The organism is Novosphingobium olei (genome assembly GCF_012927405.1).
In the GTDB taxonomy this organism is placed as follows: domain Bacteria; phylum Pseudomonadota; class Alphaproteobacteria; order Sphingomonadales; family Sphingomonadaceae; genus Novosphingobium; species Novosphingobium olei.
Genome location: NZ_JABBGM010000004.1, coordinates 154,059 through 168,752, shown reverse-complemented (window position 1 = coordinate 168,752; position 14,694 = coordinate 154,059). Strand labels below are relative to the sequence as shown.

The 14,694-nt window shown below is 66.5% G+C and carries 15 protein-coding genes; 2 read left to right on the top strand and 13 right to left on the bottom strand.

Annotation, left to right across the window (positions count from 1 at the left end; translation table 11 throughout):
* Window positions 1-123: 123 nt before the first annotated feature.
* Genes accD through trpB form a run of 4 tightly spaced genes read right to left on the bottom strand, consistent with a single transcriptional unit; the run spans window position 124 to window position 3,222 of the window.
* Window positions 124-975, bottom strand: a complete 852-nt coding sequence (gene accD, locus HHL27_RS10925) for an acetyl-CoA carboxylase, carboxyltransferase subunit beta (RefSeq protein ID WP_169493441.1) — start codon at window positions 973-975, stop codon at window positions 124-126.
* Window positions 972-1,772 carry a tryptophan synthase subunit alpha gene (gene trpA, locus HHL27_RS10920; RefSeq protein WP_169493440.1) on the bottom strand — a complete coding sequence of 267 codons (801 nt, stop codon included), beginning with the start codon at window positions 1,770-1,772 and terminating at the stop codon, window positions 972-974. Before trpA ends, accD begins: the two co-directional genes overlap by 4 nt.
* Window positions 1,769-2,005, bottom strand: coding sequence for a hypothetical protein (locus HHL27_RS10915; RefSeq protein ID WP_169493439.1), 237 nt, complete (start codon window positions 2,003-2,005; stop codon window positions 1,769-1,771). The genes trpA and HHL27_RS10915 overlap by 4 nt, the downstream gene beginning before the upstream one ends.
* Before the next feature lie 2 nt (window positions 2,006-2,007).
* Window positions 2,008-3,222, bottom strand: a complete 1,215-nt coding sequence (gene trpB, locus HHL27_RS10910; protein WP_169493438.1) for a tryptophan synthase subunit beta — start codon at window positions 3,220-3,222, stop codon at window positions 2,008-2,010.
* A 373-nt stretch (window positions 3,223-3,595) separates the two neighbouring features.
* Between trpB and HHL27_RS10905 the strand changes: the two genes are divergently transcribed.
* Window positions 3,596-4,054, top strand: a complete 459-nt coding sequence (locus tag HHL27_RS10905; RefSeq protein WP_169493437.1) for a hypothetical protein — start codon at window positions 3,596-3,598, stop codon at window positions 4,052-4,054.
* A gap of 76 nt (window positions 4,055-4,130) precedes the next feature.
* Here the strand turns inward: HHL27_RS10905 and HHL27_RS10900 are convergent, their stop codons facing one another.
* The 9 genes from HHL27_RS10900 to radC all read right to left on the bottom strand — a co-directional run bounded on the left by HHL27_RS10900 (window position 4,131) and on the right by radC (window position 11,373).
* Window positions 4,131-4,775: a phosphoribosylanthranilate isomerase gene (locus tag HHL27_RS10900; RefSeq protein ID WP_169493436.1), complete on the bottom strand. Its 645-nt coding sequence runs from the start codon at window positions 4,773-4,775 to the stop codon at window positions 4,131-4,133.
* Window positions 4,776-4,826: 51 nt separating this feature from the next.
* A complete protein-coding gene (locus HHL27_RS10895; protein WP_169493435.1) occupies window positions 4,827-5,591 on the bottom strand; it encodes an SIMPL domain-containing protein in 765 nt (254 codons plus the stop codon).
* Window positions 5,592-5,656: 65 nt separating this feature from the next.
* On the bottom strand, window positions 5,657-6,160 hold the full coding sequence (locus HHL27_RS10890) for a GNAT family N-acetyltransferase (protein ID WP_169493434.1): 504 nt from the start codon (window positions 6,158-6,160) through the stop codon (window positions 5,657-5,659).
* A gap of 4 nt (window positions 6,161-6,164) precedes the next feature.
* A complete protein-coding gene (gene pyrF / locus HHL27_RS10885) occupies window positions 6,165-6,839 on the bottom strand; it encodes an orotidine-5'-phosphate decarboxylase (RefSeq protein WP_169493433.1) in 675 nt (224 codons plus the stop codon).
* Window positions 6,836-7,144, bottom strand: a complete 309-nt coding sequence (locus HHL27_RS10880) for a DUF1049 domain-containing protein (RefSeq protein WP_169493432.1) — start codon at window positions 7,142-7,144, stop codon at window positions 6,836-6,838. Before HHL27_RS10880 ends, pyrF begins: the two co-directional genes overlap by 4 nt.
* 348 nt (window positions 7,145-7,492) lie before the next feature.
* Window positions 7,493-8,806, bottom strand: a complete 1,314-nt coding sequence (gene purB / locus HHL27_RS10875; protein WP_169493431.1) for an adenylosuccinate lyase — start codon at window positions 8,804-8,806, stop codon at window positions 7,493-7,495.
* A 148-nt stretch (window positions 8,807-8,954) separates the two neighbouring features.
* Entirely contained in the window at window positions 8,955-9,665 is a 711-nt protein-coding gene (locus HHL27_RS10870; RefSeq protein ID WP_169493430.1) for an NRDE family protein, read from the bottom strand.
* A 19-nt stretch (window positions 9,666-9,684) separates the two neighbouring features.
* Window positions 9,685-10,557, bottom strand: a complete 873-nt coding sequence (locus tag HHL27_RS10865) for a carotenoid biosynthesis protein (RefSeq protein WP_169493429.1) — start codon at window positions 10,555-10,557, stop codon at window positions 9,685-9,687.
* Between the two features lie 72 nt (window positions 10,558-10,629).
* The gene (gene radC, locus HHL27_RS10860; protein WP_169493428.1) at window positions 10,630-11,373 is read right to left on the bottom strand and encodes a RadC family protein; all 744 of its coding nucleotides are present in this window, start codon (window positions 11,371-11,373) and stop codon (window positions 10,630-10,632) included.
* 87 nt (window positions 11,374-11,460) lie between these two features.
* Between radC and HHL27_RS10855 the strand changes: the two genes are divergently transcribed.
* On the top strand, window positions 11,461-14,685 hold the full coding sequence (locus HHL27_RS10855; RefSeq protein WP_169493427.1) for an intermembrane phospholipid transport YdbH family protein: 3,225 nt from the start codon (window positions 11,461-11,463) through the stop codon (window positions 14,683-14,685).
* The last annotated feature ends 9 nt before the right edge of the window (window positions 14,686-14,694 follow it).

Below are 14,694 nucleotides of genomic sequence, written 5' to 3'. Positions count from 1 at the left end.
TCTACCCCTCCGTCAGCGCTTCGCGCTGCCACCTACCCGAGCAAGCTCGGGGAGGATCTGGCCAAGTTTATCCTTCCCGAGCTTGCTCGGGGAGGGGGACCGTCCGCCGGAAGGTGGAGGGGCTCATGCCGCCTTGGCCGCCGTCAGATAGCCGATCGTCCTGGCGAGGGTTTCCTTGAGCGCGTGGCGGTGCACGACCATGTCGAGCATGCCGTGATCGTGCAGGTACTCGGCGCGCTGGAAGCCTTCAGGCAGCTTTTCGCGGATGGTGTCCTGGATCACGCGCTGGCCGGCAAAGCCGATGAGCGCGCCGGGTTCGGCGATCTGAACGTCGCCCAGCATAGCGTAGCTGGCGGTGACGCCGCCGGTCGTCGGATCGGTCAGGATCACGATATAGGGCTGGCCTGCCGCGTGCAGCTTGGCAATGCCGACGGTGGTGCGCGGCATCTGCATCAGGCTGAGAATGCCTTCCTGCATGCGCGCGCCGCCGGCAGCGGTGACCGCGACATAGGGGCACTTTTCCTTCACCGCGCGATCGATGCCGGCGAGGAAGGCGTTGCCCACGGCCATGCCCATCGAGCCGCCCATGAAGGCGAAGTCCTGCACACCGACCACGGCCTTGTGCCCTTCGATGGTGCCGAAGGCGTTGGTCATCGCATCAGGATGCGGGTTGGCGGCCTTGGCGGCCTTCAGACGGTCGGTGTACTTCTTGCTGTCGCGGAACTTGAGCGGGTCTTCCTTGACCTTGGGCGCGGGCAGCAGCTCGAAACCGGGATCGAGCAATTGCGCAAGGCGCGCGTCGGCGCCGATGCGGCCGTGATGCTCACAGCGCGGGCAGACCGAGAGGTTGTCCTCGTATTCCTTGGTGAACAGCATCTCGCTGCACGAAGGGCACTTGATCCACAGGTTGTCGGGCGTGTCGCGCTTCGGGGTGAAGGGAAGCGCGTTGCGGACGCGGGTTAGCCAGCTGCTCATGCGAGTTCCTTTCGCGCCGAATGCACGGCCTGGGCAAGCGCGGAGACGAGCTTGCGCACAGGTTCGGCGGCGTTGGCGCCGTGTTCTGCGATCAGATCGACCAGTGCCGAGCCGACGACGACGCCATCGGCGACGCGTGCGATTGGCCCCGCCTGTTCGGGCGTGCGGACGCCGAAGCCGACCGCGACGGGGATTTCGGCGTGGGCCTTCAGCCGCTGCATCGCCTGCTCGATCGAATCGAGCGCGGCGGACTGCTTGCCGGTGATGCCCGCAACAGAGACGTAATAGAGAAAGCCCGACGAGCCTTCGAGCACCGCAGGCAGGCGGGCGTCGTCGGTGGTCGGCGTGGCGAGGCGGATCGGCGAAATGCCCTTGGCGCGCAGGGCGGGGCCGAGCTCGGGATCTTCCTCGGGCGGAATGTCGACGCAGATCACGCCATCGACGCCGGCCTTGGCGCAGGCGTCTGCAAACCATTCGGGGCCGCGAATGGTCATCGGATTGGCATAGCCCATCAACACCAGCGGCACGTCGGGATGGCGGGTGCGGAAGTCGGTCGCGATCCGCAGGATGTCGGCCGTCGTGGTGCCCGCGCCAAGGCTGCGCAGGTTGGCGAGCTGGATCGCCGGGCCATCGGCCATCGGATCGGTGAACGGCATGCCCAGCTCGATCACGTCCGCCCCGCCTTCGACCAGCGCGTCGAGGATCGCGGGCGTGGCGTCGGGCGTCGGGTCACCGGCGGTGACGAAGCAGACGAGGGCGGGATGGCCCTTGGCAAAGGCGGAGGCGAGGCGGGTCATCTGATTAGCTTCCAGATCGCTATGACAGCAGAAACAACGGCTCCGCAAAAGCTGGCGAAAGAAATGGCAACCAGCACTTTACCGAAGCCCATGGGTTCGCAGTCGAATTCACACCTTGGAGCTCTGGGGTCCATTGGTTGCCAGTGAAACTGGTCCGAGTTGCCCCAAGCCATAAGCGTGATCGACGCCGTCAGCAGGCCAATCGCAGCAATAGCAGCCAGGCCTGCGGTCACTTTCAAATCTTCACCCCCAGATGCTCGGCGACCGAGAAGATGTCCTTGTCGCCGCGGCCGCAAAGGTTGGCGAGGATGATGGTGTCCTTGGGCAGCGTCGGCGCGACCTTGGCCACGGCGGCGATGGCGTGGCTGGGTTCGAGCGCGGGGATGATGCCTTCGGTGCGGCAGAGCAGCTGGAAGGCGTCCAAGGCTTCCTTGTCGGTGACCGAAGTGTAATCGACGCGACCGATTTCCTTGAGCCAGGCGTGCTCGGGCCCGATGCCGGGGTAGTCGAGCCCGGCCGAGATCGAGTGGCCTTCGGTGATCTGGCCGTCTGCGTCCTGCAGCAGGTAGGTCTTGTTGCCGTGGAGGATGCCCGGGCGGCCCCCGGCGAGCGATGCGGCGTGTTCCTTGTCGAGCCCGTGGCCCGCCGCTTCGACCCCGAGCATCTTGACGCTGCTGTCGTCGAGGAAGGGGTGGAACAGACCGATGGCGTTGCTGCCGCCGCCGATCGCGGCGACGAGCAGGTCGGGCAGGCGGCCGGTGCGGGACAGCAGCTGTTCGCGCGCTTCGCGCCCGATCACGCTCTGGAAATCGCGTACCAGCTCGGGATAGGGGTGCGGGCCGGCGGCGGTGCCGATGATGTAGAACGTGTTGTGGACGTTCGCGACCCAATCACGCAGCGCCTCGTTCATCGCGTCCTTGAGCGTGCCTGCGCCCGCCGTGACGGGCACGACTTCGGCACCCAGGAGCTTCATGCGGAACACGTTGGGCTGCTGGCGGGCGACGTCGGTCGCGCCCATGAAGATGGTGCAGGGCAGGCCGAACCGCGCGCAGACGGTGGCGGTGGCGACGCCATGCTGGCCCGCGCCGGTTTCGGCGATAATCCGCGTCTTGCCCATGCGCATGGCGAGCAGGATCTGGCCGACGCAATTGTTGATCTTGTGCGCGCCGGTGTGATTCAGCTCGTCGCGCTTGAACCAGATCTGCGCGCCGCCGAGTTCGGCGGTGAGGCGCGGCGCGAAGTAGAGCGGGCTAGGCCGGCCGACATAGTGTTCGAGCAGGTCGTCGAACTCGGCCTGGAAGGCGGGATCCGCCTTTGCCTTGCGATATTCCGCCTCGAGATCGAGGATCAGCGGCATCAGCGTTTCAGCAACGTAGCGGCCGCCGAACTGGCCGAAGTGGCCGCGCTCGTCGGGCAGGGTGCGGAAGCTGTTGGGCGTCATCGTGGTCATGGCTCGCGCGTTGGCAGAGCGGGGCGCGAATGTCCAGTTTCCAGCCCCGTCGGGCATCCGGGGCGCAGACCGCGAAGCCGGGTCCCTGTCACACGCTGTTCATGTCCGTTCATCGTACTGCAATGCAGCGCGGCTAGGGGGAGCACGTCACGTCGTGGAAGGCGGTTCTGGTAACAGGGCCGCCTTTCGGCGTTTGTATTTCTTTACTGTGATATACTTAAACTTGCCTGCAATCTCTGTGTGGCAATTATGGCACAACTTCACCGTTATTACAGTTTTGTTGCAGTGCGGGGATTGCCCCTGCGCCTCACCGCTCCTAGCTCCCGCCCCGCCCCCAGCCAAGAAGGGGCTTGTAGTTCAGGAGTTTACATCAATGCGTACGATCCTTCTCGCAGCTGCGGCATCGCTTGTCGCCGCCACCCCCGCCCTTGCCAACGAAGCCCGCGTCGAAGCGCGTGGCGGCGTCGTGTGGAGCCATGGTGACAGCGAAGCGATCGCCGGTGTCGCCGCCGGTTATGACTACGACCTCGGTTCGGCCACGTTTGTTGGCGCCGAAGTCTCGGCTGACAAGATCCTCACCAGCGACACGCGCGTGACGTTCGGCTTCAACGGCCGCGCCGGCGCGAAGCTTGGCGAAGACGGCAAGCTCTACGCCGTCGGTGGCTACAACACCAAGAATTGCTCGGGCTGCGTTGGCACCTGGACGCTTGGTGGCGGTTACCAGCACTCGTTCGGCAACCTCTACGGCAAGGTGGAATATCGCCACTTCTTCGTGAAGGACGGCCTGCCTGACTTCGACGCGGTTGCTGTCGGCGTCGGCACCAAGTTCTGATCCAGCGCGGCATTGCGCCGCGTGTTTCGGACATTCGGGCGGTCTCCTTCGGGAGGCCGCCCTTTTTCTTTGGCGGTCAGGCGGCGCGGACGGCGCTGGCGAAGGCGGCAATGCGGCCCTCGTCCTTGACGCCGGGGGCGCTTTCGACGCCGGAAGAGACGTCAACCAGCGGTGCGCCGGTCACGCGAATGGCTTCGGCGACGTTGTCGGGCGAAAGGCCGCCGGCAAGGCCCCAGGCAAAGGGCGCGCGGTAGCCGGCAAGCAAGGTCCAATCGAACACCAGGCCAAGTCCGCCGGGCAGATCGGCGCCCTTGGGCGCCTTGGCATCGAACAGGACCAGATCGGCGGCGCCAGCATATCGCGCGGCGGCGTCGATGTCGGCACGGCTGGAGACAGACACGGCCTTCCACACCGGCAGGCCAAGCTGGCCGCGAAGAGCCGCCACCCGTTCGGGACTTTCCTTGCCGTGAAGCTGGATCGCACCAAGGCGGGCGGCGCTGGCCGCTTCGGCAATCGTCGCATCGTCGGCATCGACAAACAGCCCGACCGCGCTGGCACGGCCGGACAGCCGGGCCCCAAGCGCGGCGGCATCGCGCAAAGCGAGGTTGCGGGGGCTCTTGGCGAAAAACACGAAGCCCAGGTAATCGGCACGATGGCGAACGGCGGCATCGAGCGCGGCCGGGGTATTGACCCCGCAGATCTTGATCCGGGCAGTACTCATGCGCGCAGCCGATAGGACGGCGGCGCGCATGAGGTCAATCGCGACAGCCCTTCAGGGTGCCAGCTCGTAAGTAACGGTGACGTTGGCGCGCATTTCCAGTTCGCCTGCTGCGACCGGGCTCGGCGGCGCGGGCGGGGCGGCGTCCATCATCTTTTCTGCGCGGGCAAACAGCACTGGCTGCGGGCTCCAGCCACCGCTTTCGTTGATGGTCAGGACGCGTACGACCCGCAAACCCGCGGCTTTGGCATAGAGGTCGGCGCGCGCGCGCGCCTTCTTCATCGCGGCGATGCGCGCTTCGTCCATCGCGCCGTCACTGTCCTCGAGCTCGAAGCTGGGGCCGTTGACCTGATTGGCACCGGCATTGACGAGGGTGTCGATCACCTTGCCGTACTGGTCGAGCTTGCGCTGGCGCACCTGGACCTGGTTGGTCGCCTGGTAGGCGATGATTACCGGGTCGCCTTCGGTGGTGCCATCGGCGAGCCGCTTGGGCTGGCCATAGACGGGATTGACCGAGAGATTGCTGGTCTGGATGTCGCGGTCGGCGATGCCCGCCTTCTTGAGCGCTGTGATCACCGCGTTCATCTTGCCCGCATTTTCGGCGAGCGCGGCGCTGGCGGTCTTGGCCTGCGTGGTGACCCCGGCGTTGAACGTCGCAAGATCGGGGCTGCGGGTCGAGCGGCCGTCGGCAGAAACGGTCAGGACCGAATTGCCAGGCGCGACAACCGGAGCAGTGGAAAGCTGCTGGGCATTGGCGGCAAGCGGGACCGCGCAAAGCGGCAGTGCAGCAAGCGAAGCAGCAAGAATAAGGCGTTTCATCAGGTCGGTCTCCCTGTCGTGTGCCAACTTTGTGGACGAGACGAAGTTTCGCGGCGATGAACCGCTCAGGCGAGTGCGCGTTCCAGCACAACCATCGCGAACGGAAATTCACCGGGCATCGGGAAGGGGCGGATCTCGCCCGTGCGGACATAGCCGCGCCGTTCGTACCAGGCGATAAGCTCGGCGCGCCTGTCGATCACGGTCATTTCCATGAACGTTGCGCCGAAGTCGCGCGCGGCCTGCGCTTCTGCCGCCGCGATGAGCTGGCGGCCGAGACCCGCAGCCTGCAGATCGGGATCGACGCACAGCATGCCGAGGTAGGCATGGGTATCGCTCTTGCGGGTGATCGTGACGGTGCCGGTGAAGCGACCGTCATCGACCGCCACGATCAGGCGGCAGGCGGGATCGGCGAGTGTTGCGGCAAGCTCCTGCTCGTCGGTGCGCTCGTCATCGAGGAGGTCGGCCTCGTGAGTCCAGCCACCGCGCGCGGTGTCGCCGCGATAGGCGCGCTCTACCAGCAGGCGCAGCGTGGGGATGTCTGCCGCGGTCGCGAGCCGGATCGCGAGCATCGCGTCAGAGCGTGGCTTCGATCGCGCGGGCGGCGGCGACCGGATCTTCGGCGCGGCTGATCGGGCGGCCGATGACGAGCACGCTGGCCCCGCCGTCGCGCGCCGCACGCGGGGTGACAGCGCGCTTCTGATCGCCCAGCGCGGCTTCGGCAGGTCGCAGGCCGGGCACGACGAAGAAGCCGCTCTTCCAGCGCTTGTGGATCGCGGCCACCTCGTGACCCGAACAGACGATGCCGTCGAGCCCGGCTTCGTGCGCCAGATCGGCAAGCCGCAATGCCTGGTCGTGCGCGGTGCTGTTGACGCCGACGGCACCGAGATCGCCATCATCGAGGCTGGTCAGCACAGTGACCGCCACAACCTTGCAGTTTTCGCCCGCGGCTGCCTTGGCATCTTCCATCATCGCGCGCCCACCCGAGGCGTGGATGGTGACGATCGCCGGTTCGAGCACGTGGATCGACTGCATGGCGGCGGCGACGGTGTTGGGAATATCGTGCAGCTTGAGGTCGAGGAAGATCGGCAGGCCGACCTTGGCGACTTCGTGCACGCCATGGTGGCCGTGGGCGCAGAAGAATTCGAGCCCGAGCTTAAGGCCGCCGACATGACCGCGCACCTTCTGGGCGAGCGCGACGGCAGCGTCGAGGCGGGGAAGGTCGAGGGCGAGATAGATGGGGTTGCTCACGGCGTCTCTGTCGGTTGGCTGGCAGCGGCATCGAGCTGCGTGGAGGTGAGCGAGGCCGAGGCCTGCGCGGCGAGGTTGGCTTCGAGCTGCGCGATCCGCTTGCCCAGGCGCCAGCGGGTGGTGCGGTACACCAGCCAGGTCGGCACGAGCCCGGCAAGGAAGGCGAAGACCACCAGCGCCGGCAGCTTGGTATCGAGCACGAGGCCCTGCCAGATGCGCACTTCGACCGGGTTCCAGTTGGCGGCCGTGAAAGCCGCCAGCAAGGCGATGACGAGCACCCAGAAAATCGTTCGCAGGACCTTCATGCTTCCCCTTCCGGACCCTTTCCGCCCGTCGCAACCCTAGGCGGCGTGGACAAATTCCGCAACGCCACGGTTGCCCTGGTGAAGGCCCCGGCAAGGAGTGAGGCCGCAGGTGGAGTGGGCCTCCATCAAGGCCGAGCGACGCCGCCGGGGCCTTCACCAGGGCAACCCCGAAAGGGGCTGGACCAAAAAACGCCATCGCAGCGTCGGCTCGGCTCGCAATATTCCCGATATTGCGTCACCTCGCCTCCTCGCGCTGGCGTTTTTTGCCTCCAGCCGTGGCGCTGTGGAATCTGTCCACGCCGCCTGAGTCGCATCGACGCGGAAGGCGAGTCCGGAGGGTGTTGCGGCTTATTCGCCGAAAACGCGCGCGAAAATCGTGTCGATCGCCTTGAAGTGGTAGTCGAGGTTGAACTTTTCCTCGATCTGTTCGGCGGTCAGCACGGCGGCGACTTCCGGATCGGCCTTGAGCAGTTCCATCAACGAGAGCTGGCCGTCCGATTCCCACACCTTCATCGCGTTACGCTGGACAAGGCGGTAGGAGGCATCGCGCTCCAGCCCGGCCTGGGTCAGCGCCAGCAGCACGCGCTGCGAATGGACCAGGCCGCCCATCTTGTTGAGGTTCTTCTCCATCCGCTCGGGATAGATCACCAGCTTGTCGATCACCGAGGTCAGGCGGCCGAGCGCAAAATCGAGCGTGATCGTGGCATCCGGGCCGATGTAGCGTTCGACCGACGAGTGCGAGATATCGCGTTCGTGCCACAGCGCCACGTTTTCGAGGGCGGGGGTCACGGCCGAACGGACCACCCGGGCAAGGCCGGTGAGGTTCTCGGTCAGCACAGGGTTGCGCTTGTGCGGCATCGCCGACGAGCCCTTCTGCCCCGGCGAGAAGTATTCCTCCGCTTCCAGCACTTCGGTGCGCTGCAGGTGGCGCACTTCGGTGGCGAGGCGTTCGATCGAGCTGGCAATCACGCCGAGCGTTGCAAAGAACATCGCGTGGCGATCGCGCGGGATCACCTGCGTGCTGACCGGTTCAACCGCAAGGCCCAGCTTTTCCGCGACGTATTCCTCGACCGACGGGTCGATGTTGGCGAAGGTGCCGACCGCGCCGGAAATGGCGCACGTGGCGATCTCGCTGCGGGCGTGTTCGAGACGGGTCTTGCACCGGCTGAATTCGGCATAGGCTTCGGCCAGCTTCTTGCCGAAGGTGGTCGGTTCGGCGTGGATGCCGTGGCTGCGGCCAATGGTCGGCGTGTACTTGTGCTCGATGGCGCGGCGCTTGATCGCGGCGAGCAGCGCATCGAGGTCTTCGAGCAGCAGGTCCGCGGCGCGGGTCAGCTGCACGGCGAGCGTAGTGTCCAGCACGTCGGAGCTGGTCATGCCCTGGTGCATGAAGCGCGCTTCGGGGCCGACCTGCTGGGCCACCCAGTCAAGGAAGGCGATCACGTCGTGCTTGGTCACAGCCTCGATCGCGTCGATCGCGGCGACGTCGATGGCGGGATTGGTCGCCCACCAGTCCCACAGCGCCTTGGCGCCCAATGGCGGCACGACGCCGAGTTCGCCCAGCTTCTCGGTAGCGTGGGCCTCGATTTCGAACCAGATGCGATAGCGGGCTTCCGGCTCCCAGATGGCGGTCATCGCGGGACGGGCGTAGCGGGGTACCATGGTTCGACTCCGAAAAGTTCTGTCGCCCGCGCCGCTAGGGAAGGGGGGCAGCAGATGCAAGTGTGGGCTAGCCGTCCGATAATAACTGACGCGTCAGTCATGAACGTAGCAGGTTATAGATGACTGACGCGTCAGTTATTATCGGACGTCAAAACCGCAATTCCACATCCCCAGTGGCACGCCCCGCTGCATCGAAGCTGCGCTCGAAGGCGAGGCCACATCCATCGTGATCGACGAGGACAACGGTAGAGCAGCGCGTGCCATAGACCGGATTGGCAATGAAAACGGGCGAAAAGCCGGCGAGGGGGCCTGCGCCGCTTGGCGGCGGTGGCAAGGGCGTTTCGTCGCGCAGCGCGGCGAGAAGCGGGGCGATGTCCTCCACCGCTTGCGCCAGCCAGTCGGCCAGGACCGCCTCCAGCCGCAAAGTCTTGGCCCAGCGATCGTCGAAACCGCCGTTCGACAGCCCGTGGATCCCGGGCGAAAGCGGGGTCCGGGCAAGTTCGGGATAGTTGCTGCGATGCCACGCGCCTTCCGGTCCGGCCTCGATCAGGTGGAACGGGTTCATCGCTGCAAGGTCGCCGGGCTGCCGTCCGCCCAGCCAGTCGGTAACGAGGCTCCCGCGTGACGGGGCACCGGCGCGCGGATAGCCGTCGACACGGTAGTTGGTGACGAGCCCCAGCCGTCCTGCGGCGTTGACGCCCAGCCAGGTGCCGCCGGCCTGCAGATCGCGGCCTGCGATCGTGCCATCGTCCCAGCGCGAGAGCGGCGCTGCGGGCCGGTCGTGGAATTCATCGCGATTGCCGATGACGACAAGCCGCCAGCGCGGATGCGCGGACCAGGCGATCGCGGCGACGCACATGAACCTGTTTCTCCTGCGCTCAGCGCCGGGCTGGCGTGCCGAGGCTGCCCAGCACCGCAAACAGCGCGGCGAGCGCAGGTGGGCCCATGGCGAGGAGGCCGACGATCACCCCGGATTCGAGAATGTCCGAAACGAGAAAGCTGCGTCCCGCAACGCTTGCGATCGCGGGGTTGCCGCGCAACAGGTCGGGCACGAACTGCAGCGCGAGCAGGATCCACACGAGCGGCGGCAGCACCCGCAACCGCGTTGGCGCGATGGGATGGCGAACCTTGCGGTCGGTCAGCGCCTCGACCAGCGCATAAAGCTGGACCATCGCCCAGCAGGTAAAGATCCAGCCGAGGAAATTGGTCAGCGGCACGCCGAAATAGCCCGATGGATGCAGATAGCTCCAGGTGCCGGCGACGGTCGAACCCATTGCATCACCGACGAGGTCGAGCCCGGGAATGATGAAAGCGGCAAGCAGCGGCGCGCCCAGCAGGCGCTGCGCCGAAGGGCCGGGCTCCTCGCAGCGCAGGATGGTGCAGGCGAGCCGCCAGCCGAGATAGCCATAGACCGCGTAGGAAGGCGGCACGATCAGCGGCACGCCCAGCGGCCGGGGCATCGCCATGTGATGGACATAGAAGCCGAAGGGAAAGCCGGTGGCGATGCTCAGCGCTTCGAGGAGGAACGAAACCAGCATCGTCACGGCAAAGAACACCACGATGCTGCGCGCGCCCATCGTTGCAATGCCGTGGGCAATGACGAAGGCGATCAGCGCGAACAGCGACAGCCCCGGCTGCCCGGCCAGCTTTTCGGCCACAAGGACGATCAGCCACAGCAGTGCCAGGGCGATCGCCAGCGTGGCACCTCGGCCCGGGCCCTGCGCCAACCTGCTGTCGTCCAGTCTTGTCATGACGCATCTTCCCCTTGCCGCGACCCTGGACGGGTCATGGCGCGGGACAAGGGGGCTTGTCCACCTGTGCGTTCAGATCAGGCCCTGCGCCTTGAGCGAAACGTGACCTTCGCGCCCGATGATGACGTGGTCGTGGACGGTGATCCCGAGCAGTCGCCCAGCTTCGATGATCTTCTGGGTGATCTGGATATCGGCGCGGCTCGGCTGGGGGGAACCGGACGGGTGGTTGTGGACCAGGATCAGCGCGGCTGCGCCAATGTCCATCGCCTTGTGGATGACGCGGCGCGGATGGATCGCGGCTTCGTCGATGTCTCCATCGGCGACCTTTTCGTCGAGGATCAGGCGGTTCTGCGTGTTGAGATAGAGCACGCGGACGCGCTCGTGCGTCAGGTGCGCCATATCGATGGTGAGGTAGTCGATCAGCGCCTGCCAGCTGCCCAGCACGGGCATCTGCTGCACGCCCGTGCGGGCAAGGCGCCGGGCTGCTACACCGACGATGCGCAGCGATGCTGCAGCCGTTTCCTTGATCCCCGGCGTTTCGACCAGCGCCCGCCAGTCGGCGTTGAGCACGGCGGCCAGCGAGCCGAAACGCTGCAGCAGCATGCGCGCCTGCGGCTTCACGTCCTTTTGCGGGATTGCGGTCATCAGCAGGTATTCGATGACTTCGTGATCGGCCAGCGCATCGTCGCCGCCATCGAGCAGCCGCTGGCGCAGGCGGGCGCGGTGGCCCGAAGGATCGTTTCCGGCTTCGCGAACGCGGTCTTTTGATCGCCGATCGGGATCCCGTTCAGGAAAGAGTCGGGGTTCGTCGGGCATCGAGGAACTCACAGGCACCATTCTTGGTCGTGCACGTTTGCACAAACGTGCATTGCCGATGATGGGGGAGTGCGCAAGAAGGGGCCAATGGGGGACACGACCGATTTGGCGGAAGATCCGGGCGAGGTTGAAGGCGCTGATGCGCTGCCGACGCGCCGGAACCGCCGGGCACGCATTGCCGGACTTGTCGCCGGGACCGCGCTGATCGCGACGGCCGGCGCATTCTGGCTGGCGCGCGAGCGCATTGCCGATCGCGTGATCCAGCGCGAGCTGACTGCGCTCGGCTTGCCCGCGACATACGAGATCGACACGATCGCGCCCGGCGTAGAAGTGCTCAAGCACATCGTCATCGGCGATCCGAAGCACCCCGATCTGACCATCGAGCGTGCCGAGCTGCGCGTCGTCTATGGGCTCGGCCTGCCGCAGATCGGCAAGATCGTGCTGACCAACCCGCGCCTGCACGGCCAGTGGCGCGATGGGGGCGTCCATTTCGGCAGCCTCGACCCGCTGATCTATCCGGACAAGCCATCGACCGAGCCGTTTCGCCTGCCGCTGCTGAACCTCGAGATTGCAAACGGCAAGGCGCTGATCGACACCCCGATGGGCCCGCTGGCGTTCGTGGCGCGAGGCAAGGGCAAGTTGCGCAACGGCTTTGCAGGTACGCTCGTCGGCGCCGCGCCACGGCTGGCGAGCGCGGATTGCAGGATCGACAATGCGGCGCTTTCCGCGCGGATCACCAGCGCTGGCGAGCGGTTGCGTCTGACGGGCCCGCTTTCGCTCGACGCGCTCGACTGCCAGGGCCTGCACAGCGAAGCGGCGACGCTGGCGCTCGATGTCATCGGGGATCGCGACTTCAAGGGGGCGGTCGCCAAGAACAGCCTGCGGTCCGGCGAAATCGCCGCGGATGGACTTGCGCTCGAATCGCTGGCGCTCGATTCCGCGCTTTCATGGCGCGATGGCAAGCTGGGCGGGCGGATCGCGGGCAATGCCGGCGGCGTCCACGCAGGCGGCACCACGGTCGCGCTGCTCACCGTCGATGGCCGCGTGGCAGCGCGCGACGGATTCGCCACGGTGGAATTTCGCGGCGGGGTCGACGGGCAGGGCCTGCGGCGCGGGGCGGTGTTCGACCGCGCGCTGTCCTCTACCCAGGCGCAGGTCGAAGGCACCCTGCTGGGGCCGATGGTCGCGCAGATCCGCCGTGCGATCGCCAGTCAAGAACGCGGTAGCCGGCTGGGTGGCGAACTCGCCTACCGCAAGCAGGGTGATGGCTGGAGCCTCGTCGTGCCGGCGGCCGCGGTGAAGGGAGGTAGCGGGGTGCCGCTGCTGACCGTATCGCGCTTCCAGCTGGCATCGGCCGGCAATCGCACTCCGCGCATGTCGGGCGCGTTCCGCACCGGCGGGCCGGGCATGCCGCACGTGACCGCGCGGCTAGAACAGTCGCTGCCGGGCCGCGCCGTGTTCAGCGTGGCCATGGACGAATATCGCGCGGGCGACGGCCGGATCGCCATCCCGCAGCTCACCATCGCGCAGGTGGGCGATGGATCGCTCGGGTTCGCGGGCACGGCGCAGGTGTCTGGCGCCATTCCTGGCGGCCGGGTCGAAGGGCTCGAACTGCCGCTGCATGGCGCCTATTCCGCGCGCGGCGACCTTGCGCTGTGGCGCCGCTGCGTGACCCCGCGCTTCGAAAGGCTGGAACTTGGCGCGGTCGCGCTCGATGCGCAAAGCCTCATCGTATGCCCGGTCGGCGGGCAGCCGATCTTGCGCAACGGCGCTGGTGGCTTGCGCATCGCCGGCGGCACCAACGCGCTGGCGCTGAGCGGGCACCTGGGCGAAACGCCGGTGCGGCTGGCGAGCGGTCCCGTCGGCTTTGCCTGGCCAGGCGTGGTGACCGCGCGCAAGGTCGACGTAGCGCTCGGTCCGGAAGCGAGTGCCACGCAATTCAAGCTAGACGAGGTGGTCGCAAGGCTCGGCGGCGAAATGTCGGGCACGTTCTCCGGCGTCGAGGCCCGGCTGGCCGCAGTGCCGCTCGACGTGAGCGGCGCAAAGGGCGACTGGCGCTTCGTCGACGGCGCACTGACCCTGTCGAACGCAACCTTCGACCTGACAGACCGGCAGAGCCCGGCGCGGTTCGAGAAGCTGACCGCGCGCGATGCCACGCTGACGCTGGTCGATAACAGGATCGATGCAGCCGCGGTGCTGCGCAACCCGCAGGCCGATCGCGAAGTCGTCCGCGTGGCGATTCGCCACGATCTGACCAATGCCAGCGGCCATGCCGATCTCGATGTAGACCGGCTGGTGTTCGACAACGGCCTGCGCCCCGATCAGCTCACGCGCCTCGCGCTCGGCGTGGTCGCCAACGTTTCTGGCACGGTGAAGGGCAAGGGCCGCATCGACTGGACCGCGCAGAAGGTCACCAGCCGCGGCACCTTCGGCAGCGACAATCTGGATCTTGCCGCGGCATTCGGCCCGGTGCGGGGTCTTTCGGGCCAGCTCGTCTTCACCGATCTGCTGGGCATGGTCACCGCGCCGCACCAGGTGCTCAAGGTCGCGTCGGTCAATCCCGGGATCGAGGTCAACGACGGCACGATCGACATCCAGCTGCTGCCCGAACAGCTGCTGCGCGTGAACGGCGCGCGCTGGCCGTTCCTGGGCGGCACGCTGACGATGGAACCGACCGAACTGCGGCTCGGCCTTGCCGAAACGCGCCATTACACGATGGTTGTCGACGGGCTCGATGCGGCGAAATTCCTCGCCCGGCTCGAGATCGGCAATCTTTCGGCCACGGGCATCTTCGACGGGCGGTTGCCGCTGGTGTTCGATGCCGATGGCGGCAAGATTGTCGGCGGATCGCTCGTCGCCCGCCCGCCCGGAGGCAACGTCTCCTACGTTGGCGCGCTGACCTACAAGGACCTTTCGCCCATGGCGAACTACGCCTTCGACCAGCTCAAGTCGCTCGATTACCGCGAGATGACCATCGCCATGCAGGGCGATCTGGAGGGCGAGATCGTCACCAACGTCAAGTTTGCAGGCGTCAAGCAGGGTGCCAGCGTGAAGCGCAACTTCATCACCCGGCAGCTCGCCAACCTGCCGATCCAGTTCAACGTCAACATCCGCGCGCCGTTCTACCAGCTGATCACCTCGGTGAAGGCGATGTACGATCCGTCGTTCGTCAAGGATCCGCGCACCCTCGGCCTTGTCGACGAAAAGGGCCGGGCGGTCTCGCGGCTGACCAACGGGGTACGCGCCGGCGGCACGCCGGTGATCGTGCTGCCCGCCAACATTCAGCCTCCAGCAAGCGGAAAGATGCCATGAGGAGCCTCG